General features: G+C 70.5%; 26 protein-coding genes and 1 pseudogene. 14 read left to right on the top strand and 13 right to left on the bottom strand.

Features of this window, described 5'->3' with window-relative positions:
- Positions 1-100 precede the first annotated feature (100 nt).
- The 3 genes from QWM81_RS20220 to QWM81_RS20230 form a co-directional block, all read right to left on the bottom strand.
- Positions 101-583, bottom strand: coding sequence for a mycothiol transferase (locus tag QWM81_RS20220; RefSeq protein ID WP_290113560.1), 483 nt, complete (start codon positions 581-583; stop codon positions 101-103).
- Between the two features lie 194 nt (positions 584-777).
- Positions 778-3,594, bottom strand: coding sequence for a SpoIIE family protein phosphatase (locus QWM81_RS20225; RefSeq protein WP_435372403.1), 2,817 nt, complete (start codon positions 3,592-3,594; stop codon positions 778-780).
- 145 nt (positions 3,595-3,739) lie between these two features.
- Positions 3,740-4,273 (bottom strand): GNAT family N-acetyltransferase, encoded by a 534-nt coding sequence (locus tag QWM81_RS20230; protein ID WP_290113562.1) that lies wholly within the window; start codon positions 4,271-4,273, stop codon positions 3,740-3,742.
- On the opposite strand from QWM81_RS20230, the gene QWM81_RS20235 reads away from it, so the two are divergent.
- Entirely contained in the window at positions 4,273-4,443 is a 171-nt protein-coding gene (locus QWM81_RS20235; RefSeq protein WP_290113563.1) for a hypothetical protein, read from the top strand. The genes QWM81_RS20230 and QWM81_RS20235 overlap by 1 nt on opposite strands.
- A 21-nt stretch (positions 4,444-4,464) precedes the next feature.
- Here the strand turns inward: QWM81_RS20235 and QWM81_RS20240 are convergent, their stop codons facing one another.
- Entirely contained in the window at positions 4,465-4,887 is a 423-nt protein-coding gene (locus QWM81_RS20240; RefSeq protein ID WP_290113564.1) for an arsenate reductase ArsC, read from the bottom strand.
- Between the two features lie 95 nt (positions 4,888-4,982).
- On the opposite strand from QWM81_RS20240, the gene QWM81_RS20245 reads away from it, so the two are divergent.
- The 3 genes from QWM81_RS20245 to QWM81_RS20255 are packed head-to-tail and all read left to right on the top strand — an operon-like array spanning position 4,983 to position 7,473.
- Complete coding sequence (locus tag QWM81_RS20245; RefSeq protein WP_290113565.1) at positions 4,983-5,291, top strand: ArsR/SmtB family transcription factor; 309 nt, start codon at positions 4,983-4,985, stop codon at positions 5,289-5,291.
- Positions 5,288-6,403, top strand: a complete 1,116-nt coding sequence (gene arsB / locus QWM81_RS20250) for an ACR3 family arsenite efflux transporter (RefSeq protein ID WP_290113568.1) — start codon at positions 5,288-5,290, stop codon at positions 6,401-6,403. Before QWM81_RS20245 ends, arsB begins: the two co-directional genes overlap by 4 nt.
- On the top strand, positions 6,400-7,473 hold the full coding sequence (locus QWM81_RS20255; RefSeq protein ID WP_290113569.1) for an ArsO family NAD(P)H-dependent flavin-containing monooxygenase: 1,074 nt from the start codon (positions 6,400-6,402) through the stop codon (positions 7,471-7,473). The genes arsB and QWM81_RS20255 overlap by 4 nt, the downstream gene beginning before the upstream one ends.
- A gap of 95 nt (positions 7,474-7,568) precedes the next feature.
- On the opposite strand, the gene QWM81_RS20260 is transcribed toward QWM81_RS20255, so the two are convergent.
- The 3 genes from QWM81_RS20260 to QWM81_RS20270 form a co-directional block, all read right to left on the bottom strand.
- On the bottom strand, positions 7,569-8,282 hold the full coding sequence (locus QWM81_RS20260; RefSeq protein WP_290113570.1) for a cation efflux transmembrane domain-containing protein: 714 nt from the start codon (positions 8,280-8,282) through the stop codon (positions 7,569-7,571).
- The gene (locus QWM81_RS20265; protein ID WP_290113571.1) at positions 8,282-8,617 is read right to left on the bottom strand and encodes an ArsR/SmtB family transcription factor; all 336 of its coding nucleotides are present in this window, start codon (positions 8,615-8,617) and stop codon (positions 8,282-8,284) included. The genes QWM81_RS20260 and QWM81_RS20265 overlap by 1 nt, the downstream gene beginning before the upstream one ends.
- Positions 8,618-8,851: 234 nt before the next feature.
- Positions 8,852-9,229: an ArsR/SmtB family transcription factor gene (locus tag QWM81_RS20270; protein WP_290113573.1), complete on the bottom strand. Its 378-nt coding sequence runs from the start codon at positions 9,227-9,229 to the stop codon at positions 8,852-8,854.
- Positions 9,230-9,445: 216 nt separating this feature from the next.
- On the opposite strand from QWM81_RS20270, the gene QWM81_RS20275 reads away from it, so the two are divergent.
- Complete coding sequence (locus QWM81_RS20275) at positions 9,446-10,828, top strand: NAD(P)-binding domain-containing protein (RefSeq protein ID WP_290113575.1); 1,383 nt, start codon at positions 9,446-9,448, stop codon at positions 10,826-10,828.
- Positions 10,829-11,146: 318 nt separating this feature from the next.
- On the opposite strand, the gene QWM81_RS20280 is transcribed toward QWM81_RS20275, so the two are convergent.
- From QWM81_RS20280 to QWM81_RS20290, 3 genes and pseudogenes are all read right to left on the bottom strand, one after another.
- Complete coding sequence (locus tag QWM81_RS20280; RefSeq protein WP_290113577.1) at positions 11,147-12,046, bottom strand: aminoglycoside phosphotransferase family protein; 900 nt, start codon at positions 12,044-12,046, stop codon at positions 11,147-11,149.
- A 699-nt stretch (positions 12,047-12,745) separates the two neighbouring features.
- Positions 12,746-13,414 carry a hemerythrin domain-containing protein gene (locus tag QWM81_RS20285; RefSeq protein ID WP_290113579.1) on the bottom strand — a complete coding sequence of 223 codons (669 nt, stop codon included), beginning with the start codon at positions 13,412-13,414 and terminating at the stop codon, positions 12,746-12,748.
- Positions 13,415-13,596: 182 nt separating this feature from the next.
- Positions 13,597-13,788: pseudogene (locus tag QWM81_RS20290) on the bottom strand (aa3-type cytochrome oxidase subunit I); the annotation flags it as partial.
- Positions 13,789-14,104: 316 nt separating this feature from the next.
- On the opposite strand from QWM81_RS20290, the gene QWM81_RS20295 reads away from it, so the two are divergent.
- The 8 genes from QWM81_RS20295 (at position 14,105) to QWM81_RS20330 (ending at position 22,339) form a co-directional block, all read left to right on the top strand.
- Complete coding sequence (locus QWM81_RS20295) at positions 14,105-14,581, top strand: SRPBCC family protein (protein WP_290113581.1); 477 nt, start codon at positions 14,105-14,107, stop codon at positions 14,579-14,581.
- Positions 14,582-14,601: 20 nt separating this feature from the next.
- Positions 14,602-15,753 (top strand): zinc-dependent alcohol dehydrogenase, encoded by a 1,152-nt coding sequence (locus QWM81_RS20300; RefSeq protein ID WP_353938320.1) that lies wholly within the window; start codon positions 14,602-14,604, stop codon positions 15,751-15,753.
- A 390-nt stretch (positions 15,754-16,143) separates the two neighbouring features.
- Positions 16,144-18,645 (top strand): glycosyltransferase, encoded by a 2,502-nt coding sequence (locus tag QWM81_RS20305; protein ID WP_290113583.1) that lies wholly within the window; start codon positions 16,144-16,146, stop codon positions 18,643-18,645.
- Positions 18,646-18,653: 8 nt separating this feature from the next.
- Positions 18,654-18,938: a hypothetical protein gene (locus QWM81_RS20310; RefSeq protein WP_290113584.1), complete on the top strand. Its 285-nt coding sequence runs from the start codon at positions 18,654-18,656 to the stop codon at positions 18,936-18,938.
- A gap of 97 nt (positions 18,939-19,035) precedes the next feature.
- Positions 19,036-20,217 carry a UDP-galactopyranose mutase gene (gene glf / locus QWM81_RS20315; protein WP_290113585.1) on the top strand — a complete coding sequence of 394 codons (1,182 nt, stop codon included), beginning with the start codon at positions 19,036-19,038 and terminating at the stop codon, positions 20,215-20,217.
- A gap of 249 nt (positions 20,218-20,466) precedes the next feature.
- Positions 20,467-21,123, top strand: a complete 657-nt coding sequence (locus tag QWM81_RS20320; protein ID WP_290113586.1) for a DUF461 domain-containing protein — start codon at positions 20,467-20,469, stop codon at positions 21,121-21,123.
- Positions 21,124-21,358: 235 nt separating this feature from the next.
- Positions 21,359-21,811, top strand: coding sequence for a DUF4383 domain-containing protein (locus tag QWM81_RS20325; RefSeq protein ID WP_290113587.1), 453 nt, complete (start codon positions 21,359-21,361; stop codon positions 21,809-21,811).
- Between the two features lie 330 nt (positions 21,812-22,141).
- Positions 22,142-22,339, top strand: coding sequence for a hypothetical protein (locus QWM81_RS20330; protein WP_290113588.1), 198 nt, complete (start codon positions 22,142-22,144; stop codon positions 22,337-22,339).
- Between the two features lie 58 nt (positions 22,340-22,397).
- Here the strand turns inward: QWM81_RS20330 and QWM81_RS20335 are convergent, their stop codons facing one another.
- From QWM81_RS20335 to QWM81_RS20345, 3 genes are all read right to left on the bottom strand, one after another.
- Positions 22,398-23,048 (bottom strand): alpha/beta fold hydrolase, encoded by a 651-nt coding sequence (locus QWM81_RS20335; protein ID WP_290113645.1) that lies wholly within the window; start codon positions 23,046-23,048, stop codon positions 22,398-22,400.
- A 413-nt stretch (positions 23,049-23,461) separates the two neighbouring features.
- On the bottom strand, positions 23,462-24,385 hold the full coding sequence (locus QWM81_RS20340; RefSeq protein WP_290113589.1) for a polysaccharide pyruvyl transferase family protein: 924 nt from the start codon (positions 24,383-24,385) through the stop codon (positions 23,462-23,464).
- 299 nt (positions 24,386-24,684) lie between these two features.
- A complete protein-coding gene (locus QWM81_RS20345) occupies positions 24,685-25,194 on the bottom strand; it encodes a four-helix bundle copper-binding protein (protein WP_290113591.1) in 510 nt (169 codons plus the stop codon).
- A gap of 385 nt (positions 25,195-25,579) precedes the next feature.
- Between QWM81_RS20345 and QWM81_RS20350 the strand changes: the two genes are divergently transcribed.
- A complete protein-coding gene (locus QWM81_RS20350; protein WP_290113593.1) occupies positions 25,580-26,113 on the top strand; it encodes a hypothetical protein in 534 nt (177 codons plus the stop codon).
- Positions 26,114-26,157 lie beyond the last annotated feature (44 nt).

Below are 26,157 nucleotides of genomic sequence, written 5' to 3' on the forward strand. Positions count from 1 at the left end.
CCGTCGCATCGGCCGGCCAGCAACCGGCCCGGCAGGAACCCGAGCAACCGCCCGTTTCCCGTCCGGCCCTGCATGTGCACGATCCGCACCTGCACGACACCTACAGCCACGAGCCACCGCACGCGCATTCTTCCGCCACGACACTGACGAGCCGCACGCCAAGGGTGACCGGGGGCGACCATGACTCGTCCACGACGCGGTCCAGGTCCACGTTCCGCAACCCGCGAACGAAATGGACCGTCCTGTCATGGACGGCGTCGTAGTAACCCAGCAGGAGATCGGCCGACTCGACCTTCACGGCCGCCACCTGCTTGCTGGTGTGCCCGTATCCCGTCGCCGCCTCGGGAAACGGCAGCGCGAAGCGGTCCGCCCAGCCGGCGGACAGCCACAGCTGCTCCTCGTCCGCGACGTCGGCGATGTGATCGTCCTGAATGCGCGTGAGGTGCCAAGCCAGCCAGGCGATGGTGTTCGCCCGCGGGTCGAGGCGCGCGTGGAGCAATGCGGGAGACAGGCCCGCGACCGTCTCGTGTACGACCTCCCGCACCCGCCCGAAGGCGTCTGCGAGCAACCCAGCGCTGTTCATCCTGTGTCCCCTGGCTCGTCTGCCTGCGCCGCCCCGGCGCCCACCGCCCCGGCGTTGGGCGCACGGTGTCGTCCTGACCGAGAAAACAATGGACCGCTCCCGCCCTGCGACAAGGCCGACACGCGGTCACCGCGTTCCTCGCCCCCGTTCCGCCGCCGCGTCCGGGCCCGGGAGCCGTCCTCGGCCCACACTCGTCAGAAGGCTTCGTCACTCCATTGGTCGAGCAGGATGTCGCCGAAGCCCCTGGGCTCCACCGCACCGCCCTCCAGGGACTGTTCGGTCCAGATGACCTTGCCCGCGGGGGTGTAGCGGGTGCCCCAGTGTTCGGCGTACTGGGCGACGAGGAACAGGCCGCGGCCGCCCTCATCGGTGGTCTTGGCCCGGCGCAGATGGGGTGAGGTGCTGCTGCCGTCGGAGACCTCGCAGATAAGGCTCCGGTCACGCATCAGCCGCACGGTGATCGGGTCGCCGCCATAGCGAATGGCATTGGTGATGAGCTCGCTGAGGATGAGCTCGGTGCTGAAACTCATGTCGTCCAGACCCCAGTCCGCCAGGCGGCGGGCGCAGGCGGCGCGGACCTGGGCCACCGCCGCGGGGTCGCGGGGTACGTCCCACTCGGCGACGTCCGCCGGGTCCAGGCGGCGCGTGCGGGCCACGAGCAGCGCGATGTCGTCGCTCGGCTGGGCGGGCAGCATGGCCTCGATCACCGCGGCGCAGGTGGCCTCCGGGGTGCGGTCCGACCCGGCGAGGGCAGCGCGCAGGGCCTCCAGGCCGGCGTCCGGGTCGCCGTCGCGGTTGCGGTCCCGGATCAGCCCATCGGTGTAGAGCACCAGCTCCGAGCCCTCGGCAAGGGTCAGTTCCACGGTCTCGAAGGGCAGGCCCGCAGCCAGGCCCAGCGGCGGGGAGGCGGGCACGCGGGGGAACGTCACGTTCCCGTCGGGATGGACGACCGCGGGCCCCGGGTGGCCGGCGGTGGCGGCGGCCACCTGCCCGGAGACGGGATCGTAGATGGCGTACAGGCAGGTGGCCCCGGTGATCTCCTGCCCGTCCTGGCCCTCGGCGGCAGCCTCGTTGGTGTCGATGTGGGCCACCAGCTCATCCAGATGCCCCAGCAGCTCATCGGGAGGCAGGTCCAGAGTGGAGAAGTTGTGCACGGCGGTGCGCAGCCGGCCCATGGTGGCCGCGGCGTGCAGGCCGTGGCCGACGACGTCGCCGACCACCAGCGCCACTCGGGCGCCGGACAGGGGAATGACGTCGAACCAGTCGCCGCCGACCCCGGCCCGGGCCGGCAGGTAACGGTAGGCCGCCTCCAAGGCGTTCTGCTCGGGCATGCCCCGGGGCAGCAGGCTGCGCTGGAGGGTGACGGCCATGGTGTGCTCGCGGGTGTAGCGGCGGGCGTTGTCGATGGCGACCGCCGCCCGGGCGGCCAGCTCCTCGGCGAAGGACTTGTCCTCCTCAACGAACGGCGCGGAGGCGTCCGCCCGCCAGAAGTGCGCCACTCCCAGCAGCGACCCCCGCGCCCGTATCGGCACCACGATGAGCGAGTGAACACCCCGCTCCAGTACCCCCCGCCCACGCTCGGGGTTCGGTGCCCGCCAGGCGTCGGAGGCACTCAGATCCGCCTCCAGCACCGCGCGGCCGCCGGCCACCGCCGTGGCGACGGGGCCGGCGGGCGGGAACCGGATCAGCTCACCGACGGGGGAGAGGCCGTAGTCACCCTCCCGGCCGTGGACGACGGTGCGGCGCAGCTCGGTGTCCGCGCCGGGTGGCTCCTCGCCCCGCAGGACCGGGTCCAGCAGCTCTACGGTGACGGCGTCGGCGAACTGCGGCACCGACACCTCCGCCAGTTCCTCGGCGGTACGCGTCACATCGAGCGTGGTACCCATCCGTACCCCCGCGTCGTACAGCAGCTTCAGCCGCTCCCGTGCCACCTCCGCCCGCCCGGTGACCGTCGCCAGCTCCGTGGTGTCCCGCAGCGTCACCACGCTTCCCGCCTGGCCCCCGTACGGGGCCGTGGGCCGTTTGTTCACCGCCAGCAGCCGGTCCCCGACCAGGCGCACCGCGTCCGTGACCGGCTCGCCCGAGGCCAGCAGCCGCGCCGTCTCCTCGTCCAGCCCCAGGTCCGCCACCGGCCGCCGCTCGGCGTCCGCCGGGAGGTCCAGCAGCCGCCGCGCCTCGTCGTTGGCCAGCAGCACCCGACCGTCCGCTCCGACGATCAGTACGCCTTCCCGCACGGCGTGCAGGACCGCGTCGTGGTGCTCGTACATCCGGGTCATCTCGGCCGGGCCCATGCCGTGCGTCTGCCGCCGCAGCCGCCGGGACACCAGTGCCGCCCCGGTGGTGGACAGCACGAGCGCGACCGCGCCGCTGGCGAGGATGATCGGCAGCTGCCGTTCGACCAGGTCGCCCACGTTCTCCACCGTGATCCCGGCCGACACCAGGCCGACGACGGAACCGTCCGCACCGGTCACCGGGACCACAGCCTGCACGGCCGTTCCCTCCCCGGTGGGCAGCGGCGGCCCGCCGGCCCGCTCCACGACGGTGCGGCCTTGCAGCGCCGGTTCGATGGTGCCGACGAATTTCTTCCCGATCTGCTTCGGGTCGGGGTACGTAAGGCGGATACCGTCGGTGTCCGTGACCAGAACGAAGTCGACGCCGGCCCTTTGACGGGCCGCTTCGGCGCGCGGCTGGAGGATCGCTGTCGGATTCCGGGCGTTCAACGCCTCGGCCGTGCCCGGGGCATTCGCGAAGGATTCGGCCGCGGTCACCGACAGGCGCTCGGCCTCCCTCTCACTGCCGCGATTGGCCTGGACCACCACGGCCGTCACCGCCGCCGCGACCAGCAGCAACACGATCACGACCTGCAACAGGAACACCTGCCCTGCGGCGGTGTGCAGACTCAGCAGGGAGCGCAGTCCCGACCTCGAATCGCGACGCGAGCCCTTGGACCCGCGTTGATCAAAACGGTCTCGCGACTGATGGTCCGGGCGGAAGAACCGCTTTCCCTTCATGGCCAATTTCTACATCGCTTTCCACACCGGAGGCGACAGCCCGGAGCCGAACACCGGACCATTGGCCGTCGTCGAGCCAAACGGGCGGCGGGTGCTCTCTCACCAAGCGGGCGAGCCGGTCCCGCACGTCAGGGGGGTGCTGGGCTCAGCCCCGGTACTCCGTCAGGTCGATCGCGTGCACCAACAGCGGGAACCCGTACCGCGGGTCGACGGCCTCCCGTTCCAGCGACATGCCGAGCTTGCGCATCACGTTCTCCGAGGCGTCGTGGCCGGCGCGGCAGATGCTGACCACCCGGTCCAGTCCGCGGTCCTGGAGGGCGAACTCCAGCGAGGCGTGCGCGGCCTCCGCGGCGTAGCCCTGGCCCCAGAAGGGACGGCCGAACCGCCAGCCGATCTCCACCGCCGGCAGCACCTCCGGCAGGTACTCCGGCACGGACAGCCCGGTGAACCCGGCCAGCTCACCGGAGCCCAGCAGCTCGACGGCGAACAGTCCGAAGCCCTCCTCGTCCCACTCCTCCTCCCAGCGCTCGATCGCCTCGGCGGTCTGCTCCAGGTCGAGGACGGAGCCGTCGCCGATCCACTCCATCACCACCGGGTCGGCGTTGATCTCGGCCATGGCGGTCAGGTCCTCTTCGCGCCAGCGGCGCAGCAGGAGGCGGGGAGTGAAGATCTCGGTCATTGCCCCATCCTCCCACCCCGCACAACGGCGAGAAGGCCGCGCACTACTACCTGTCGATCTTCAAGGTCGGCAGCCGCCCGGTCGTGTACGGACAGGTACGGACCCGTACGAATAGATCTGTGGGCATGGATGCGGTCGGACGTTGTATCCGGCGGGACGGGAGCCGGTGATGACGGCCTCGCGTCTCTCGCTCAGGCCGTCTTCGCCGGGGCGATCTCTGCGATCAGGCCCTCGACCAGGGTCTTGATCTCGTCGCGGATGGGGCGCACTGCCTCCACGCCCTGACCGGCCGGGTCATCGAGCTTCCAGTCCAGGTAGCGCTTGCCGGGGAAGACGGGGCAGGTGTCGCCGCAGCCCATGGTGATGCAGACGTCCGACTCCTTCACCGCGTCGATGGTGAGGATCTTCGGCGTCTCCTGGGAGATGTCGATGCCGACCTCGGCCATGGCCTCGACGGCGGCCGGGTTGACCCGTTCGCCGGGGTTGGAGCCGGCCGAACGCACCTCGACGCGGTCACCGGCCAGGTGGGTCAGCCAGGCCGCGGCCATCTGGGAGCGTCCGGCGTTGTGGACGCAGACGAACAGGACGGACGGCTTGCCGGAAGAGTCGGCCATGGTGATCGTTCTCTCTCGTCGCACGGCGGAATCCAGCCGCCAATGATTTCAGCCGCCGCTGGTATCAGCAGGCGATGATGTGACAGTATCAGCGCATGCTGACTTCAGTCGATCCTGATGTGCTCCGGGTGCTGGGCGATCCGCTCCGGCTTCGGATCGTGACCCTGCTGGCGCGCGAGACGCTCTGTACGACGCACCTCGTCGAGGAGACCGGAGCCAAGCAGACCAATCTGTCCAACCACCTGAAGGTGCTGCGCGAGGCCGGGCTGGTGGACACGGAACCGTGCGGCCGCTTCACCTACTACAGACTGCGCTCCGAGGTCTTCGCGGGCCTGTCCGAGCAGTTCGCCGAGCTCGCCGCCGCCGCCCGTACCGCCGCCGAGAACAAGAGGGCCTGCCCGTGACCTCCACCGAGCCCACCACCGCCGCCGAAGGTACGCCGCAGGCCGGCGGCGGGGACGACTCGATCGTCAAGAAGCTCTCCACGCTCGACCGCTACCTCGCGGTGTGGATCCTCATCGCCATGGCCGCCGGCCTGGGCCTGGGCCGCCTCGTCCCGGGTATGAACGACGCCCTCGCGAAGATCGAGATCGGCGGGATCTCCCTGCCGATCGCGCTCGGCCTGCTCGTCATGATGTACCCGGTGCTCGCCAAGGTCCGCTACGACAAGCTCGAAGCGGTCACCGGCGACCGGAAGCTGATGGTGTCGTCGCTGGTCATCAACTGGATCGTGGGCCCGGCGGTGATGTTCGCGCTGGCGTGGGTCTTCCTGCCGGACCTGCCCGAGTACCGCACCGGCCTGATCATCGTCGGCCTGGCCCGCTGCATCGCCATGGTCATCATCTGGAACGACCTCGCGTGCGGCGACCGTGAGGCCGCGGCCGTCCTGGTGGCACTCAACTCGGTGTTCCAGGTGATCGCGTTCGGCCTGCTGGGCTGGTTCTACCTCGACCTGCTGCCGCGCTGGATGAACCTCGGCGACGACCAGGGCCTCGACGTGTCCGTGTGGCACATCGCCGTCAACGTCATCATCTTCCTCGGCATCCCACTGCTCGCCGGCTTCCTCACCCGCCGCATCGGCGAGCAGAAGATGGGCCGGGCCGACTACGAGCAGAGGTTCCTGCCGAAGATCGGCCCATGGGCGCTGTACGGGCTGCTGTTCACGATCGTCATCCTGTTCGCCCTCCAAGGGAAGACGATCACCTCGCAGCCGCTGGACGTCGCCCGCATCGCGCTGCCGCTGCTGGTGTACTTCGCGGTGATGTGGTTCGGGACCTTCGCGCTCGGCAAGGCGATCGGCCTGGCGTACGACCGCACCGCGACCCTGGCGTTCACCGCCGCGGGCAACAACTTCGAGCTGGCCATCGCGGTCGCCGTCGCCACCTTCGGCGTCACCTCCGGCCAGGCACTGTCCGGTGTCGTCGGCCCGCTCATCGAGGTCCCGGTCCTTGTCGCGCTGGTCTACGTCTCCCTGGCCTGGCGCAAGAAGTTCACCACCGCGCGCCTGGAGTCATGACGCAGCACGTGGACGTGGTGGTGGTCGGCGGCGGCCAAGCGGGGCTCGCCGCCGGCTATCACCTGCGCCGCCAAGGCGTGGACATCGTCGTCCTCGACGCCGGCTCCTCGCCGGGCGGCGCCTGGCAGCACACCTGGGACTCCCTGCGCCTGTTCTCCCCGGCGGCGTACTCCTCGCTGCCCGGCCGTCTCATGCCCGCCCAGCCGGGCGAGGCGTATCCGGACGCCTGGCACGTGGTCGACTACCTCGCCGACTACGAAAAGCGCTACGACCTACCCGTCCAGCACGGCGTCCAGGTCGGCTCCGTGCACCGCGACGGCGGGCGATTGCACGTGGAGAGTGACGCCGGCCCCTGGCGGGCGCGCGCCGTGGTCAGCGCGACCGGCACGTGGTCGCGCCCCTTCATCCCCGCCATCCCCGGCCGGGACGCCTTCGCCGGACGGCAGCTGCACACCGCGGGGTACCGGCGCCCGGCGGACTTCGCCGGGCAGCGCGTCGTCGTGGTCGGCGGCGGGAACTCCGGCGCGCAGATCGCCGCCGACCTCGCCCGGGCCGGCATCGACCTGACCTGGGTGACACAGCGCCCGCCCCGCTTCCTGGCCGACGACATCGACGGCCGCATCCTGTTCGACGTCGCCACGGCCCGCCGCCGAGCCCTCGATGAAGGCCGCACCGACACGGGCGGAGTCACCTCGCTCGGCGACATCGTCGCCGTCCCACCCGTACGCGCCGCCCGCCGCGCCGGGCTTCTTGCCGCTCGGCCGATGTTCGCCCGCCTCACCACCACCGGCATCGCGTGGGCAGACGGCGAGCACGCCGAGGCGGACGCGGTGATCTGGTGCACCGGCTTCCGCCCCGCCCTGGCCCACCTCTCCTCGCTGGGCCTGCGCGGCCGCGGCGGCCACATCGCCACCGCCGGCACACGCGCCCTCGACGAGCCGCGGCTGCACCTGCTGGGCTACGGCGACTGGACCGGACCCGCCTCCGCCACGCTCATCGGCGTGGGCCGCCCGGCGCGCGACGCGGCCCGCGAGGTCGCCGAGCTGCTAGGAAGCCGGCCTCGCGCATGAAGCGGCCCTCGGGCATGAAGCCGGCCCGCCGGTTGGGCGAATCCGCGGGCTTGCGCGCGCATGACTGCGCGTACAGGCCCATGCGACCCCGAGGATCACGCGCAGCAGTCGCACCCGGGCCGGCAGCCGCACGCGTCCGGCTCGCCGTTGCCGGAGGCAACCACCGCGGTGGCAGGGGTCGCGCAGCAGCCCTCGCCCTGCCACGCCTCGCGGCCCTCCTTCACCGCGACGGCGGCGATGACCAGGGCGGCGAGCGGATCGGCCCAGGACCAGCCGAGCGTGGCGTTGACGACCAGTCCCACCAGAAGCACGGCGGACAGGTAGGTGCACAGCAGGGTCTGCTTGGAGTCGGCGACCGCGCTGGCGGAACCCAGTTCGCGGCCCGCGCGGCGCTGCGCGGCGGACAGGAACGGCATGATCGCCAGGGACAGGGCGGCGAGCGCGATGCCGGGCAGGGACGGTTCGGCCTCGCCGGAGCCGGTCAGCGCACGGGCGGCGTCCACGGTGACGTAGGCGGCGAGCGCGAAGAAGGAGACGGCGATGATCCGCAGGGTGGTCTTCTCCCGGGCCTCGCGCATGTGGTGCTCGGAGGCGGAGAACTGCCAGGCGACCGCGGCGGCGGAGGAGACCTCGATGACCGAGTCCAGGCCGAAGCCGATCAGGGCGGTGGAGGAAGCGAGCGTACCGGCGGTGATGGCGACGATCGCCTCGATGAGGTTGTAGATGATCGTGACGGCGACGAGCAGCCGTATTCGCTTGGCCAGCGCATCGCGGCGGCCCGAAGAAGCGCCGAGGGGTATCACGCTCATCAGCAGCACCCCTCGTCGTCGGCATCGACACAGGTGCGGTCGGTTTCGACGGCCACCACGGCGGTACGCAGGTCGTCCAGCGCGTGGCCGAGACGCTCGTCGGCGAGCTCGTAGCGTGTGCGGCGACCGTCGGGCACGGTAATGACCAGTCCGCAGTCACGCAGGCAGGCCAGGTGGTTGGACAGCCGGGTGCGGGAGATCCCGAGGGCGTCGGCGAGGTCGGACGGGTAGGCAGGCGCTTGCCTCAGGGCGAGCAGGAGCCGGCAGCGGATGGGGTCAGCCAGCGCTCGGCCGAAGCGGGCCAGCACCTCGATGTCGGAAGCAACAGTCAGCACGGCACGACAGTACAGCGAGTTCTGAATTCACAAAACCTTGAATCGTCCTGCCGTGGCGGGGTTGGGGGAGGGGCGGCTGGGCTGTGGCGTTCGATCAGGACAACGGCGCGGCCGGGGCCGTCATGGCGTCGGCGGGCGATTCCCGCTGGGAGTGTGGACGGAGTCCTCGACCACCCCGGCGTGCGCAGCGCCGGGCCCGACCCGGGCAGCGTCTCCTTGATGCGGAGGCAGAGGTCAGACCGCAGTGGCGGTCGTGGCCAGCAGCTTGCCCATCGCGGCGAGCACTGACGGCTCGACGCGGTAGTACACCCAGGTCCCACGCCGCTCCGAGGTGAGCAGGCCGGCTTCTTTGAGCTTCTTGAGGTGGTGGGAGACGGTGGGCTGGGAGACGCCGACGTCGGAGATGTCGCACACGCACGCCTCGCCGCCCTCGTGGGAAGCGACGGCGGAGAACAGCCGCAGCCGTACCGGGTCGCCCAGAGCCTTGAACATCCGGGCGGCCGTCTCGGCCTCCTCGGCGGTCATGGGACGCTCGGTCAGCGGTGGGCAGCAGGGCACCACGGCCTGCCCGTTGGCAGTCTCCAGCAGCGGCAGCACCTTCGCATTCGACATACGTCTATGTTGACACACGTCGAACCAGGTGGGCCAGGTCGCCCACTTCACCGGCGGCCGTACGCGTCATCGCAGTTGTCGAAGGCTCCGTCGGTGTGTCTGTAAACGAGGCCGTCGATTCGATGAATGTCTATGTTGACGCTCATCAATACAGTCTGCCATCCTGGCAACTAAAGCCATCGACGGATGTCGAAACAGAAACGCCAAGGAGTCGCCGTGAACGCGCCCGTCCCCACCGAGCTGCCCGTCGTCGTGATCGGAGCCGGACCCGTCGGTCTGGCCGCCGCTGCCCACCTGCTCGACCGGGGCATCGAACCCCTGGTTCTGGAGGCCGGGCAGGTCGCCGGAGCCGCGGTGCGCGAGTGGTCCCACGTACGGCTGTTCTCCACCTGGGGCGAAATCACCGACCCGGCCGCCGAGAAGCTGTTGGCCCCCACCGGCTGGACCAAGCCCGACGCCGCCGACTACCCGTCCGGCGGGGAATGGGCGGACCTCTATCTCCAGCCGTTCGCCGATGTCCTGGGCGAGCGCGTCCGCACGGCCGCCAGGGTCACCGGTGTCTCCCGCGCAGGCCGCGACCGCGTGGTGGACGCCGACCGCGAAGTCCAGCCCTTCGTGGTGCACTTCACCACCACTGACGGCCGCGAGGAGCGTGTCTTCGCCCGCGCGGTCATCGACGCCTCCGGTACGTGGGCCACCCCGAGCCCGGCCGGCGGCAGCGGCCTGCCCGCCCTCGGCGAGCGCGCGGTCGCGGACCGGATCACCTACCGCGTCCCCGACCTCAAGGACCCCACCGTCCGCAGCCGTTACGCCGGCAAGCGCACCGCCGTCATCGGCTCCGGCGCCTCCGCCTTCACCGCCCTCGCCTACCTCGCCGATCTTGCGCAGGCCGAGGACGGCGCCGGTACGCACGCGGTCTGGATCCTGCGCCGGGGCCTCTCCGGCTCCACCTTCGGAGGCGGCGAAGCCGACCAACTGCCCGCCCGCGGCGCCCTCGGCCTCGCCGCCAAGGCCGCCGTCGACAACGGATACGCCGACGCGGTCACGGGCTTCCGCACCGAGGCCATCGAACGCGACAGCGACGGCCGCCTGCTGCTGGTCGGTGAGGACGGCCGCCGCCTCGACGCGGTCGACGAGGCCATCGTGCTCACCGGCTTCCGACCCGATCTGGCCTTCCTCGACGAACTGCGCCTCGGCCTGGACGAGCGCCTCCAGGCCCCGGTCGAGCTGGCGCCGCTGATCGACCCCAACCAGCACTCCTGCGGCACCGTCTACCCGCACGGCCACCGCGAGCTGTCCCACCCCGAACCGGGCGTCTACCTGGTCGGCATGAAGTCCTACGGCCGCGCGCCGACGTTCCTGGCGATGACCGGCTACGAGCAGGTCCGCTCGGTCACCGCCGCGATCGCCGGTGACCTCGAAGCGGCCGACCGCGTGGAACTGACCCTCCCCGAGACCGGAGTGTGCGGCGGCGCGGGTCTCTTCGATGACCCGACCGCAGAGCAGAGCGACGCCGGAGGCTGCTGCGCCCCCGCGCCCGCGCCCGTCCCGCTCGGTGTCGCCGAGGCCCAGCCGGCGGGCGGCTGCTGCGGCTCCTGACCACCCTCACCACCCCCGAGGGCGGGGCCGCGACCGGAACAGGGGACCGGTCGCGGCCCCCGTGCGCCCTCGCCGGGGCCTCGTCCACTACCCGTTCCGGTGCTGAACCCGCGGATCACCGCCACCACCGGCCGGCCGGCCGGCCGGAGCGACCAGGGCCGCGTCTCGTTTCCGGAACGCCGGAACACGCGTACGGCCGAGTGTGGTCGGTGGCCACGCGACACGACACGCTCGCCGTCCAGTAATAGGCCACCGTGCTGGTCGCCGCGATCAATGAATGGCTGTGACCAGCTCGGTCCCCGCGTGTGCTGGGGTGCCTCAGGCTTCGCCGAGCACCGCCCTGATCACGTGCCGGGCGTTGTGCGCCATCGCCGGGTTCGTCCTCCGGTAGTACGGCAGCGCGATCAGCGCCTGCGAGAGCGTCCGCCCTCGGCCGCGGATCCAGGTCGCGTCGTCCACGCCCAGCGCCTCGCGGAAGACCTTCCTCGCATCGGCCGGCAGCAGATTCCACGCCGGGAACAGATCGCAGGCCGGGTCACCCACTCCCAGGCAGCCGAAGTCGATCACCGAGGTCAGCCTGCTACCGTCCACCAGCAGATTGCCCGGCATGAGATCGGCATGCAGCCACACTGGCGGGCCCTGCCGGCCCGGGGCCCGCAGCGCCTCCTGCCATACGGCCGCCGCGGCATCGCAGTCGACGCCCTCCTGCGGGATCCCGCGCAGTTCCTCGATCGCGGCCCGGGTCTCCGCGTCGAGGGAGGCGACCGGCCCGCCGCGGTGGGCCTGCGGCGCCCCCGGCAGGGTAATGGCCCGCATCGCCGCCACGAATGCGGCCAGATCCCCAGCCAGCAGCAGGGGTTCGCTCAGCGCCCCCGGCTCGGGGTTCTGGCCCGCCAGCCACCGGTACACCGCCCACGGCCACGGGTACCCCTCGGCGGGCTCCCCGGCCGCGAGCACCTCGGGGATGGCCGTGGGCAGCCGGGGCGCGAGGCGGGGCAGCCGCTCCCGCTCCATCGACACGTCCTTGGCTCCGCCCTGTACCAGCGGCAGCCTTACGACCATGTCGCCACCCAGCCGGTACATGGCGTTGACCGTGCCGCTGGACGGCACGCGCTCCACCGCCAGTTCCGCCCACCGCGGGAACTGTCCGGCGATCAGCCGCCGTACGAGGTCGTCGTCGATGGGGTGCATGCCGGGATGCATCTGCCCTGTGCTCATGGCACGTCATCCGACCGCCGGATGCCAGCGGGCGTCAAACGCTTTTGGGCAGGCACCACTTCGCGCGAGTGGGCTGCGGTGCAGGGGCCGTCACATGCTGCGGCCGGCGACAGCCCCGGCGGTCATGGCCTCCGGTCCGTCGACCGACTGATCCAGCGCCGGCGTGTCACCTCCCGCCACCCGGCAAAGCCCTCTGGGTCCGACTCGGCGCGCTACCTGAAACGGTGTACTGAGTCGGCGTACTCATGGACCGCCCGTACCGGGGCAGGCGAGGGACATGTTGTTTTTCAGTAACCGGGTCGGGTGCCTGGGCTCGCTCCTCATCAGCGCGGTGGCGACGGCCATCCTGATCATGATTTTCAGCCGCTGACCGTGTCAGCGGACGTGCTGTTGACCTCGCGGCATCTGCTGACCAGTGCTCTGACAGCAGTGAGCCGAGGGAGGGTAATCCAACCAACCAACCACCCAACACCTGATTCCCAGGACAGGCCAGCCGCCGAAGTGTGCGAGGTGTGCTGGGATCGGCTCGGCAGTCGGCTCGTTGTCGGCCGTGCCGACCGCACCATGACCGGCGAGCTCGCTGTGCACACCGCCTGGGCCCGAGGGGCTGGCACAGGTCGACGTTCAGTACGCCGGCGCGCGGCCGATGTGCCCGCCTACTCACCTACCGACAGTCCTCCGCGACGTAACGGAACCTCATCAGCGTTTGCGCAGTCGCAGCGCCACGGCAAGCCCGAATGTCGCCACCGCACACAGAGTGCCAACGATGCGGGCGACCGAGACACGGCCGGCGGGCATGAGCCAGTCCCGTGTGCGGTCGAAGAGCGTCAGCGGCACACCCAGCACCGCGTTGCCCGGGGGACGCCGCGGTACGGCCGGATGAGGATGGGTCGGCGAGCTGAGCCGGGCCGCTTCCCACGCGGTGCCCAGTTGTACGAGCCGACGGCGGTCGAGCGCGTCCTGCAGCCGCGGCAGCAGTACGTCCTCCTCGTCACGGATGTCCTGGCGCACCAGGGCGAAGATCCGCTCAACGTACTCGTCGTGGCGGGAGCCGCCGGGCTTGGTCCGCTCCAGCATTGCGGTCAGCTCGTTGATCTCTTGGTGCTCATGCTCGACCTGCCGGGTCAGTCCGTCCCCGTCAGGCACAAGGCGGCGGATGACCGGCCACAGCACTGTCTCCTCCGCGAAGGCGTGGCTGAACACCAACTGCGTGAACTTTTTCAGCAGACGGGCGCGTTCGGGCTCAGCCGCCGCCCAGTAATCGTTCATCAGCCGGTCCAGCGCGACGTGGTCGCGCCGCTGCCGGGCCAGGACGCTCCTCTCTCCACCGAGCTCGTCGGTCGTTTGCTCTGCTAGTGAGGCAGGCATGAAGGTCTCCGCCCTCTGTTGAGTCCGGTCGCCGGACGCTTACAGGGACACAACGCGTACCCCGCACAGGCCGGCTCAGCCATGTCACCTCAGTCGGCGATGGCCGGCCTCAGGGCGCCGACGCACGGCGCCGCTGAGCAAACCACGGCGGCGACGCACAGGCAGCCCCCTGCCCGGCTCGATCACATCGCGCCGACCGCCGTCTCCGTCTCCCTGAGGGCGGAGATTTCCGGGTGGTGCAGGTCGTGCGGGTCGAAGGCGGGCGACTCGGAGCGAATGCCGGGCAGGGTCGTGAAGTTGTGGCGGGGCGGCGGGCAGGAGGTGGCCCACTCCAGGGACCGGCCGTACCCCCACGGGTCGTCCTCATCGACCCGGAGACGTACGGCAAGGGCATCGAAGGAGCGGTGGACCGCTATGTCGCGATGACCCGAGCGACCCAGCAACTCGTCATCCTTACGAGCTCCCCACGTCGGCAGGACGACGGGTGATCGCCGCCCGACGTCACCGGGATCGCCACGAAAAAGCAGCGTGAGCGCGCGTTCGCCGACGACCCCGGCATGACAGGTGCCGGTTCGGCGGCGGATACCGCCATCAGAGGCGGGCCGCGGTGATCAGTCGTTTGCCCGGTCCGTAGAGGGGGACAGGGACGGGGACACACGGAATGCTGGACCCCTCACGAGGAGGAACCAGGTGAAACGTGCCAGGCAGGTTCTACTCGCCTCCGCCGTCCTGGGCGCAGGGGCCGCCGTGGCCCGTAAGCGCCTGCCGCGCTCGACGGCCGAGCCCCGTGAGACGGCCGCACGATGGCTCACGGTGACGATCAATCGCGCTCCTACGGACGTCATGCCGGGGGACACGCTGCCTCCGCCGCTGGACGGCCTTGCCGACCGGCTGGAGGCGCGCGTGCGCCCGGCCCCGGGCGACCGGGGAACGGAGCTGGCGGTGAGGCTGAAGGACGCACCGCAGGCCGCGGCGACCTCCCTGCCCGCACGCCTCGCGGGCCAGGACCCGAGGCAGGAGGTGCGCGCCGCGCTCCGCGAGGCCAAGTCGCTGCTGGAGACCGGTGAGGTCATGCGGCCGGACACCCCACCGACCACACGCGAGACACCGGGTGGAAAGCTCATCGGGATGCTCGCACGGCGATCGAGCGGGGAGGGAGTGCTGTGAAGGCACTGTGCTGGCAAGGCGTGAACAAACTGTCGGTGGAGCAGGTGCCCGACCCCGAGCTCCGCAACGACCAGGACGTGATCGTCCGGCTCATCGCCGGTACGACCTGCGGCTCCGACCTCCATCTGATCGGTGGCTACATCCCGGCGATGAGGTCCGGTGACGTCATCGGCCACGAGTTCCTCGGGGAGGTCGTGGAAACCGGGAGCGCGGTACGGCGCCACAAGGTCGGGGACAGGGTCGTCGTCGCCTCGTTCGTCGGCTGCGGACGCTGTTGGTACTGCGCGAACGACCTGTGGTCGCTGTGTGACAACACCAACACCAACCCGGGCATCGCCCAGGCCATGTTCGGGTACGAATCCGGCGGAATCTTCGGCTACTCACACGCCATGGGCGGACTGCGCGGCAGCCACGCCGAGTACGTACGCGTCCCGTTCGCCGATTACGGAGCCTTTCACGTCCCCGAGGCCGTGGACGACACCAGCGCGATGTTCGTCTCCGACTCCGTCCCGACCGGCTGGATGGGTGCCGACCTCGGTGGTGTGAAGCCCGGTGACGTGGTGGCGGTCTGGGGGTGCGGCGCGGTGGGGCAGATGGCGGCCAGGGCCGCGATCCTGCTCGGGGCCGAGCGTGTCATCTCCATCGACCGCATCCCGGAACGCCTGGCCATGACCGAGCAGCACATCGGAGCCGAGACCATCGACTACACCGCTACGGACGTGGCGGCCGAACTGCGCGAGCGCACCGGGGGCCGGGGCCCTGACGTGTGCATCGAGGCGGTCGGCATGGAGGCGCACAGCGACGGGCCGATGCACCTGTACGACCAGGCCAAGCAGCAACTCAGGCTCCAGACCGATCGGCCCACCGCCGTACGTCAGGCCATCCACGCGTGCCGCAAGGGCGGCACGGTCTTCGTTCTCGGCGTCTTCGCCGGCGCGGTGGACAAGTTCCCGCTCGGCGCGGTCATCAACAAGGGCCTCACGGTCCGCGGCGCCCAGCAACACGGTCAGCGGTACATTCCCATGATCCTGGAGCGCATGGCGAAGGGGGAGCTGTCGACGGCGCACCTGGCCACCCACACCGTGCCGCTCGACGAGGCGCCCCGGGCGTACGACATGTTCAAGCACAAGACGGACGGCTGCGTACGCGCCGTCATCCGGCCCGGCACCTGACAGACCGGACGCGCACGGATTCCGGCCTCCCCCCGGGTGTAGCTCCGGCCCGGCCGGGCGTAGCCCTCAGCCGCGTGATCGGACAGCGCTGCCGCTGCCGCCCGCGGGCTGACACGTGCGTCTCTGCACCACGCCGACCTGACCGGTAGCGCCTCGCGTCCGGGCCGGCCGGCCCGCGGTCCCCTGGCCGCGCTCGCCGAGGACGGGCTGCGAGGGAGCGCGGGTGCGGAAAGGCAACGAGCGAACCTCAACGAGCGCAGAGCGTCCAGCACGGTTACGTTGCGTGCAGCGGCGGCACGCGGCTTACCGCCGCCGCCCGCCGCCCCGCCGCCCCGCCGGGAGGCGCGACCGGCACGTGCCCACCGGTCGCCCGCCGTTGTTGGAGGAGCCGTGCACAGAGATGGTCAGGCGGACTTGGCACCGCTGCCGCCGGTCGGACGTACGTTCGTGGCCGGTTTCGAGAGCACCTACCTGCCGATGTGGCATGTGGACGAGTTGGACACGACCGGTCATGCCGCTCACCCGCAGCGGGACATCGACGAGGTGCTGGCCGCCGGGGTGCGCCACCTGCGGTATCCGCTGCGCTGGCAGCGGATCAATCCGGCGCCCGGCAGGTACGACTGGTCGGAGACGGACCGGGCGCTGGGGCATCTGCGTGAGCACGGGGCCGTGCCCATCGTGGATCTGGTCCATCACACCAGCTACCCCGACTGGCTGACCGACGGCTTCCGGGACCGCGGGTTCGCCGACGCCTACGTCACCTACGCGGAGGCGGTCGCGCGACGCTACCCATGGCTGCCCGCGTACACCCTTTTCAACGAGCCGTTCGCGACCCTGTTCCTGGCCGGGCACGAGGCCCTGTGGCCCCCGTACGACCGTGGTGTCGAAGGCTTCACGAGGCTCTTGTGCTCGGTGCTGCCGGCCGTCACCGAAGCGGCCCGGTGCTGGGCGCGGCTGCTCCCCGACGCGCGGCACGTGTGGGTGGACACCGGCGAGCACCACAGCGGTACGGGGCCGGGGGAGGCGCACGCCCGGATGGCGAACGACCGCCGCCATGTCGTCCTCGATCTGGTGCTCGGCCACGACCTCGACCCGGAGCGGCCCTTTCTGTCGCAGCTGATCGCGGCCGGCGGCGAGCGGCTGCTGCATCTGCCGGCCCTGCGTGTGGATGTGCTGGGGCTGGACTACTACTGCCACTCCGAGTGGTTCTACGACGAGTCCGGCGCCCGCGCCCCCTCGCCCCGGCCCATCGGTCTGGCCGAGGTCCTCCAGCAGTACGGCGACCGCTACGGCCTGCCGATGATGCTGTCCGAGACGAACATCCGCGGCCTGCCGTCGGATCGCGCGTCCTGGCTGCGCTACACGGTGGAGCAGTATGAGTTGGCGCTGTCACGCGGGTTGCCCTTGCATGGATATTGCTGGTTCCCGCAGGTCGACTCCTGCGACTGGGACTCGCTGCTCGCTCGCCCGGCCGGCCGCGCCGACCCCGTCGGCGTGGTCAGTCACGGCCGCGGAGGCTCCCGCCGGGAGTCGACGTTCACTCAGGTGTGGCAGGCCGCCGCAGCGGGAGCACCAGTGCACGACCTGCCGGCCTACCGCTTCCAGTCGCCGTGCCGGCAGCAACTGGCCGGGTTCCTGCCCGCCATGGCGCACTGGCCGTGGCAGGAAGCACTCCCGGAGGACCACGTGCCGCCCGTGCACGTGCCGATCGAGGCGAAGGAGCCTGTGGTGATCGATGTGCCCGCGGACCCCGATCTGGTCGTGCTGTCGCATCTGCGCTGGGTGTGGGTGTGGCAGCGCCCGCAACAGCTCGTCTCGCGGCTCGCGGCGGCCCGCGCGGACCGGGGGGTGAAGACCTGGTTCGTGGAGGAGCCCGTCTCGGGGGACGTACCGGTCCCGCAACTGCGGCGCGAGGATCACGGCAACGTCGTACGGGTGTGGCTGGTGGTTCCACGAGCCGAGGGACGCCCGGAGTTCCTCTGCTTCGACGACCCGGCCGCCGACGACTACGGCCGCCTGCTCGCCGAGATGCTGGCCGGTGAGGGCCGCCCGGCCGCCCCGGACGTGTGGCTGTACACCCCCATGGCCCTGGACACGGCCAGGGCACTGCGCCCCGGCCGGGTCATCTACGACGTGATGGACGACTTGGCCGCGTTCCTGGGTGCCTCACCCGCGCTGCGCCGGAGGCAGGGCGAGCTGCTGCGTACGGCCGACATCGTCTTCACCGGCGGAAGGTCACTGCACCGCTCGGTCGCCGACCGGCGCACCCACGACATCCACTGCTTCCCCAGCGGAGTCGACACCGCCCACTTCACCCGCGCCCGCACCCTCCGGCGGCCACACGACCGCCCGGTCGCCGGATACGTCGGGGTCATCGACGAGCGGCTCGATCTGGACCTCCTGCGCGGGCTCAGCAGCGAGCTGCCCGACTGGACGATCCGCATGGTGGGGCCGGTCACGAAGATCGACCCGAGCACCGTCCCCCGCGCGGCCAACCTGCACTACGCCGGTCTGACACCGTACGAGGAGCTGCCGCGGGAACTGGCGGGCTTCGACGTGGCCCTGATGCCGTTCGCCCTCAATGAGGCGACCCGCTCCATCAGTCCCACCAAGACCCTGGAGTATCTGGTCGCGGGCCTTCCGGTGATCTCCACACGTGTCCCGGACGTCGTCGCCGACTACAGCGACATCGTTCACTTCGCCGACACGGCCGCCGGCTTCGCCGACGCATGCCGCGAGGTGGTCCAGCAGTCACTGGCCGATCGCGACCGTCATCTGCGTCCCGTCCAGCACCGCCACGAGTGGGACGTCATCGCCGCCTCCATGGCCGCCCTGATCGACAAGATCGAGCCGATGCCACCCGTTTGCCCCGCTGAGACAACGGCTGGATGAGCGGGCCGATGCCACCCGATCTCGCGGACGACTTCGAGCAGGCCCATCGGCAGAGCGTGGGAGCCGCCGCGGCGGGCATGCAGGACGCCGCCCTGGGCGCGGTCCGGCTGATGGGAACAGCCGTACCCGTCCTGGCCGAGGCGGCCGTCTGCTCGGCGACTCCCTTCCTGCGCGCCCCGCTGCTCGGCCGGATCTCCGCCGCGCTCCTGCTGCACGCCCCCGGCTCGGACGGCCAGTGCCCCCAGTGCGCCGTCCCGGCCCCCTGCCCGACCGAACGCACGCTGCGCACCTGACGCCGCAACGGACAGACGCCGCAACGGGCCGACACCACACCGGGCCGACACCACACCGGACAGACGCCACACCGGACTGACGAGACGGAAGGCCGCCATGACCCCCCTCGACTCCTTCGACGTGATCGTGGTCGGATCGGGCTTCTTCGGTCTGACCGTCGCCGAACAAGCCGCCTCCCGGCTCGGCGCCCGGGTGCTGGTGCTGGAGCGGCGCGGGCATCTGGGCGGCAACGCCTACTCCGAGCGCGAACCCACCACGGGCATCGAGGTGCACGCCTACGGCGCCCACCTGTTCCACACCTCCAACACCCGCGTGTGGGAGTACGCCAACCGGTTCACCACGTTCACCGGCTACCAGCACCGGGTGTACACCGTCGTTGGCGGCCGGGTGTTCCCCATGCCCATCAACCTCGGCACCATCTGTGCGTACTTCGGACGGCACATGAGACCTGATGAAGCGCGCGCACTCGTCGCCGAGCAGGCACGCGAGGTCGAGCGCGCGGAGGCCGCCAACCTGGAACAGAAGGCGATCTCCCTCATCGGCCGTCCCTTGTACGAAGCATTCGTCCGGGGCTACACGCACAAGCAGTGGCAGACCGACCCCACCGAGCTGGCGGCCGAGATCATCACCCGCCTGCCCGTCCGCTACACCTTCGACAACCGCTACTTCAACGACACCTATGAGGGACTGCCCACCGACGGCTACACCACCTGGCTGCGGCGCATGGCCGACCACCCACGTATCGAACTGCGCCTGAACACCGACTACTTCGACCTGCGACCCGCCGTTCCCGAGAGCACGCCGGTCGTCTACACCGGCCCCCTGGACCGCTACTTCGACTACTGCGAGGGCGAACTGGGCTGGCGCACTCTCGATTTCGAACAAGAAGTGCTGGAAACCGGCGACTTCCAGGGCGCTCCGGTGATCAACTACGGGGACGCCGACGTCCCCTGGACCCGTATCCACGAGTTCCGGCACTTCCACCCCGAGCGCGACTACCCGACCGACCGTACCGTCATCATGCGCGAGTACTCCCGCTGCGCCGGGCGTGACGACGAGCCTTACTACCCGGTCAACACGCCATGCGACAGAAGCATCCTCGAGCGGTATCGCAAGCGCGCCGCACAAGAAAGGAACGTGTTCTTCGGCGGCCGCCTCGGCACCTACCAATACCTCGACATGCACATGGCCATCGCCTCCGCCCTCACTTTCGTCGACAACCAGTTGGAACCCCACCTTCGCGACAGGGGCGCCGCCGCGACGGGCACAGCGACGTGACCACGACACCGGACGGCCTCCGGCGCGTGAGCCATTCGGCGCAGGCGGCTGTGCATCCGGCGGGCGGCGGACAGCGATCTGTGGCCATCCTGGTGATCAGGGCCATCAGCGCAGTACAACGACGCACATAGAGGAAAGCATGAGTTGAGTGACGACCTCACTGATGCCTGATGTCGAACCCGCCGGCGGCCGCCCGGTCGCCGTGGAACCGTGTCCGCCCGTCCGTACCTCCTAGGAGTTGCCGCCGCCGTGAGCCGCAGCATTCGACGCGGCGTCCTTGCCGCCACCGCCATTGTGTTCTCAATCGTCTCGGTCACCGCCTGCTCCGCGGGTCAAAACGCCGCGTCGCTGGAGATCAAGCCAGAGAACGCCTTCACCTCCCTCGGTAACATCAGGCTCCAGAACGTCACGGTGCTCACGCAGTCGCAGTCCGGCGCGCAGGGCTCCGCGGTCGTTTCGGCAACCCTTTTCAACAACGGGTCCAGGGACGAGACCCTCAGAGGCATCCAACTGCCAGGCACCGACGCCACGGTGAAGCTCACGCCGGCCAACGGCTCGGGGCAGGTCACCATTCCCGCGAACGGCTTCGTCATTCTCGGCGGTGAGGGCAACGCCTCCGCTGTTATCCAGAACGGCCGCGCGGTGGCGGAGGACCTCGGAGGCACCCGTGAGGTGGTGTTCCAGCTCAGCGAGACCGGCGACGTCAAACTGAACGCGATCGTCACCCTGGCAACCGGCTACTTCGAGGGCTACGGTCCCTCCCAGCGCCCCAAGGAGCCGACCGGGTCCCCCACCGGATCCCCGACCCGCTCCCCGGCCCAGGACGCGGGCGCCCCGGCCGGCAGCACACAGTCGCCACCCGCCCCGATGGACACCGCCTCGGCGTCCCTCAGCAGGGGCCGGTGAAGCGAGACACGTGAAAGGGGAACCGGATCCCGGCGTACGCAGTGTCACCCGGTTGCCCGGCCCCGGCCGACTCGCCGACTCGCCGACTCGCCGACAAACGTACACAGGCTGCCCGCTTGACGGACCGTGGGTTCTGGTCGCGCCGGGGCTTAACCGCAGCGCGCGGGGTAAGCGCGAAATAAAGGCCAGGCCGATCTTGGGCCTCAGGCACCATCACCGTGGAAGGACGCGCACCATGTCCACTCAACATGCCAGCCCCGCAACCGCCCGGACCCGGGTGCAGCAGGCCGCGCTCGCGGTCGGCGCCGTATTCCTCCTGGTCGGCATCCTTGGGTTCATCCCCGGCGTCACCACCGACTACGACACCATGAAGTTCGCCGCCCATGACTCCGAGGCCAAGCTGCTGGGCATCTTCCAGGTGTCGATCCTGCACAACATCGTGCACCTGCTGTTCGGCATCGCCGGAATCGCCATGGCCCGCACCGCGCCGAACGCCCGCGCCTACCTCATCGGCGGTGGTGCCGTCTACCTGGTGCTGTGGATCTACGGCCTGATCATCGACCACGACAGCGCCGCCAACTTCGTCCCCGTCAACAGCGCCGACAACTGGCTCCACCTCATCCTCGGCCTGGGCATGGTCGCCCTCGGCGTCCTGCTCACCCGCCGCACCACCACCCACGCGCACTGACCTCAGCGATCCCCCAGAGGACCCCAGCCCAGGGCCGGGGTCCTCTGCCGCGCCCTGCGTGACGGTCAGGTCACCGAGCAGTGGCGGCAGCGATGTGACCGACGCGATGTGGGCAGGCGACGGGCACCTCGGTATCGACACCGAAGGCGCTCACCGCGATCCCTGTGTTCCGGATGCCGGCAGGTACGCGCCGCCGTAAGCTGGAGATCGGCCTCGGGCCGGGGCCCGCGGGGACATCGGCCCCGCGGTGCAGCAGGCCTGTGTGCGCACCAGCGAGTGCCGGCCCGTGACGGGTAGTCATCGACGCGTTGCCCAGGCATGGGGGCTTCCATGGACGACGACATTGACCCAACAGAAACCGAGCAGTTGCCCGAAGAGGGCGACTGTGCCGATCACCTGCCTGAGTTCTGGGTCGGTCGGCCGCCGGAACAGGCACAGGAGCAGCCGACGTCGGGCGAAGCCCGAGGAAGCTGTGACTGTGCAGCCCTGCCCCACCGCCAGGACAGCGACACCGGCGAGAATGGGTGAAGTCCCCCTGGCGGCAGGAGCATCCGAGTCACCTCACCAACTTCGTCGCTTCGTCGCTTCAGCGGTGCGCAGCGGCCTCGGCGATCAGCGCGGCGGTGTGACCGCTGTGCCGGTAGGGGAAGTTGTGGGCCCCGGGCATGGTCACCGTTTGTCCTCGCGGGCAGTGGGCGGCCAGCTCGTCCACCCACTTCCGCGGCGCCAACGCGTCGTGCGCGCCCCGCACCACCCACACGGGGCAGGTGACCCGCGGAACGAGGCGCTCGGGCTCGTCCCGCTGGGCCGATCGCAGGTAGCGGACGAGTTCACCGGCGCCCGCGCGGGCGTAGTAGGGGGCGACAGCCGGCACCTCACCGGCCGATTCATGCGGCAGTGTGCGTGCCAGGGCGCGGAGCAGGGGCGATGTACGGCGCAGCGCCGGCGGGAACGTGGGGCCCATGAGGACGAGCGATCGCACCGAGCCCGGATTGTCGACCGCGACGCGAAGCGCCACCTGTGCTCCGGTGGAGTGACCCACCAGGACGACCGGCAGCCGAGCCATGGCGGCAATCCAGGCCGCTACGACATCCGACAGGTCCTTGATACGCGGCCGGCACGCCCGTTCCTCATCGTGACCGTAGCCGGGGACGTCCAGCAGGAACGCATTACTCCACGTGCCGCACCGCTCCAAGGTGTCCAACAGGTACCCCGGGGCACCAAGCCCGGGAACCATGACGACCGCGGGCCCGTCGGGAGCCTCCCACCCGGACTCAAGGCTCAGGACCTTGTGACCAGCCACCGCGTCCCAACGTACGATGTGCTGCCACGTGCAGGTCTTCCGCACGGGTCAGACCCGCCGCGTGATCAGGCGGCGGATCTGGAACGTGACCGTGATGGACGGCGAGGTCGGCCCGCCGGAGCCGGCCCGGCTGCTCTCCATAAGTGTTTCAGTGGACATGAGCGCGCTCCCGTTGACCACACAGGTTAAGCGGGCCGATCGGCCCGCCGGGGGTTGCACGACGCACGCACTGACATGCGTTCGCACGGCCCTGTCGCTTCGTGCTTCCAGGCTACGTGTTGCCGCACCCTCGGCAATGAACCCCCGACCTTGAGCATGCATCGGCCCGCAGGGCGACGCGGTACGGGTCAGACCGGCGCGCCGCTGTGGCCGGTGGTACCCACCTGCTTGAGCAGGCCAAGGAGCGGGTCGGTGAGCCGGTTGTCGGGCGCTTCCAGAAACCTGCGGCGGTGTTCAGCGGCGTGTGCCCGGCCTTGCTCCAAACACCAGGCCCACCAGCGGTCGAAACCGGCGGGACCCGCCGCCTCGGCCGGTATGACGGCGGGCCACTGACAGGCCCGGGCTTGCGCGGTGACCTTCGCGCCACCCTGCACGGGGTCCACCGCGAGAACCGGTGTGCCCGCGCGCAGCGCCAGCACCAGCCCGTGCAACCGGTTGGTGATCACGGCATCGAGCCGGGAAAGCACGGCCATGAGCTGTTCCGGCGTCCCGAAGTGGTGGGGATCGCCATGGGCCAGCCGGGTTTCGAGTGGGATCCGCGCGATGTCCCTGCCCGACAGCCAGTCCTGCACGGCATCCGCGACCACGCTGTGCCTACGGCGAGCGCCGTACTCCTTCTGTCCCTGCGTGAGGATGACACCGGCTACCGGAGGCAGGCCCTTCGTGGCTGCCGAGGCGGCGAGGTCGAGCACCGGGGGCCCGTGGCCACCGCTGCGGGCCAGCACGTGGTGGAAGCCGGTCGCCGCCGGTGCCTCGGGCTCAATGACGCTCGTGCCCACGGCGATACGCACGCAGTGGGAGAACCGACTGTGCAGTTGCTCGATGAGCGGGCCGTGCAGTGGTCCGCAGATGAACACCAGGGCCCCGTACCTGCTGGGGGAGACGTCTTCGAGATGGAGGCCCTGCGGCCGGTACCCCGGGCTCCACGCCGTGTCATAGGGCAGGCCTTCGCGGTCGAGCAGGTCCTCCACCCGCCGCAGAGCCAGTTCGTCTCCGGCGGTGACTTCGCCATGGAGGAAACTGAACCACCCGGTGAGCAGGATCCGGCTCATGCTGTGACTCACGAGTTTCCTTCCTTGCCGGGGGCGTCGGCGAACGGCTGCCGGACCAACGGCTGCCGGACCAGCTGGGCGAAGTCCCGGCACGGCACGGCGGCGAGTGCCCGGCCCGGCCCTGTGCGTTCCGGGCGCGGGCACAAAGCTCCGCGGCCGGCGTCTGGGTGGGCCGCCACCCGGCGGCCGGTGGCGTGGGCCGAACCATCACGGACCGACGCTCACATCCGGTGCGATGGGGGCGGCACGACCGCCCCGCCGCCGGAACGCCGCCCTACCCGACGTCGCCGCGGTCGGTGTCAGACGTCCTCCGGTGGCTCGTTCTCGATGCTCAACGACGCTCCGGCCGGGGTCGTCGCACTGGGTGGCGACGTGGGAAAATCCTCGGACCCCTTGCTCGCATTCATCTGCTTGACCAGCTCTCCGAGCAGCTTCTCCATCTCACGGCACACCTTGGCGGACAACTGGGTGTACGGCGTGTCCGCGAACTCCTCACAGGCGTCGCAGCTCGCCCGGAGGACGGTACGCGTCGCCTCGATCACAGCCATCGTCGTCGGCGCGTCGTAGCCGGTCTGGCGTGCGAGGACGCGGGCGGCGACGGTGCACTGGTCGGCGCAGTCGTGATTCGTCCGCATGCACTTCCCGGACATCGCGATCTTCTCGGGATCCTGTTCGGCGGCGGCCGCGTCGGCACAGGCCAGGCAGACGCCGGCGCACTCGTACAGCTTGTCGACGGCCTCGGCGAGGGCCTTGGGCGGCAACCCCGTTTCGGCCGGGTAGGCTTCGAGCATCTTTTCGATCATCGACATGGGATCGATCCTCCGTACGTGGCTGGTCGGCCGGACGAACGCGGCGCGCGCGAGAGTCGGCTGCGCTTCCCGCCGAGGGTTTGGGCGCGGTCTGATCCGGAGGGCGGTGTGATCCGGAGGCACGGACGCGCAGGCTCGACGTCCCCCGTCCCACGGTCCCATGGGTACGTCTGCCCTGCCACCGCGCTCACCGCCCGCCGGGGGCGCGTCCTGCCGTCATGGGTGCTGGGCTTCCGCCCGGTGCCCCCGGTGCCCCCGGTGCCGCGTCGGGCGGCCTGACGCGGCACCGGCGGCCGTGTGCGGATGAGTCGTGTAGCAATCCACCTCTTCGCCCCGGTCGCGGTCGGGTGGGGTGAATGCGGTTCGGTGGGGTACTTGCGGCAGCATGATGAAGCGCGCGCTGTGGCAAGGACTGGTGGCCGGGACGGCGGGGGGCCTGGTGATGACGCTGGGTGAGAAGATCGAACAGCGGATGACCGGTCGGCCCGATTCCCACGTCCCCGCACGTGTCCTGGAGCGCCTGACCGGCATGGCCGAGCGGCCCGGGAAACAGCCGCTGCCGGTGAACTGGACCATGCACTTCGGCCAAGCGGCGGCTCTGGGCGTCCTTCGCTCGGTCATGGCTCAGGCGGGGCTGCGCGGACCGGTGTCCTCGGCGCAGTTCGCCGTCGTTCGCCTCACCAACGACCAGATCCTGGAGAACGCCACCGGCGTCGGCGCCCCGCCGCCCACCTGGCCCCGCAAGGAACTGGTGGTGGATCTGCTGCACAAGGCCGTGTACGCATTCGCGACCGGCGTCGTCGCCGACGCCCTGGCAGCCCGCAACGGCCCCGGCCCCGGGCAGCGCCACGCCGCACTCCGGCCCGGTCGCCGTTCCGACGTGGGGCCGTTGCCCCGGAGGGATTCCCACAGCCGTTGACGGGCGGTTGACAGACGCGGACGACGTCCCCAGCTATGTCTGCG

It is taken from the genome of Streptomyces ficellus (assembly GCF_030406405.1).
GTDB lineage: Bacteria > Actinomycetota > Actinomycetes > Streptomycetales > Streptomycetaceae > Streptomyces > Streptomyces ficellus_B.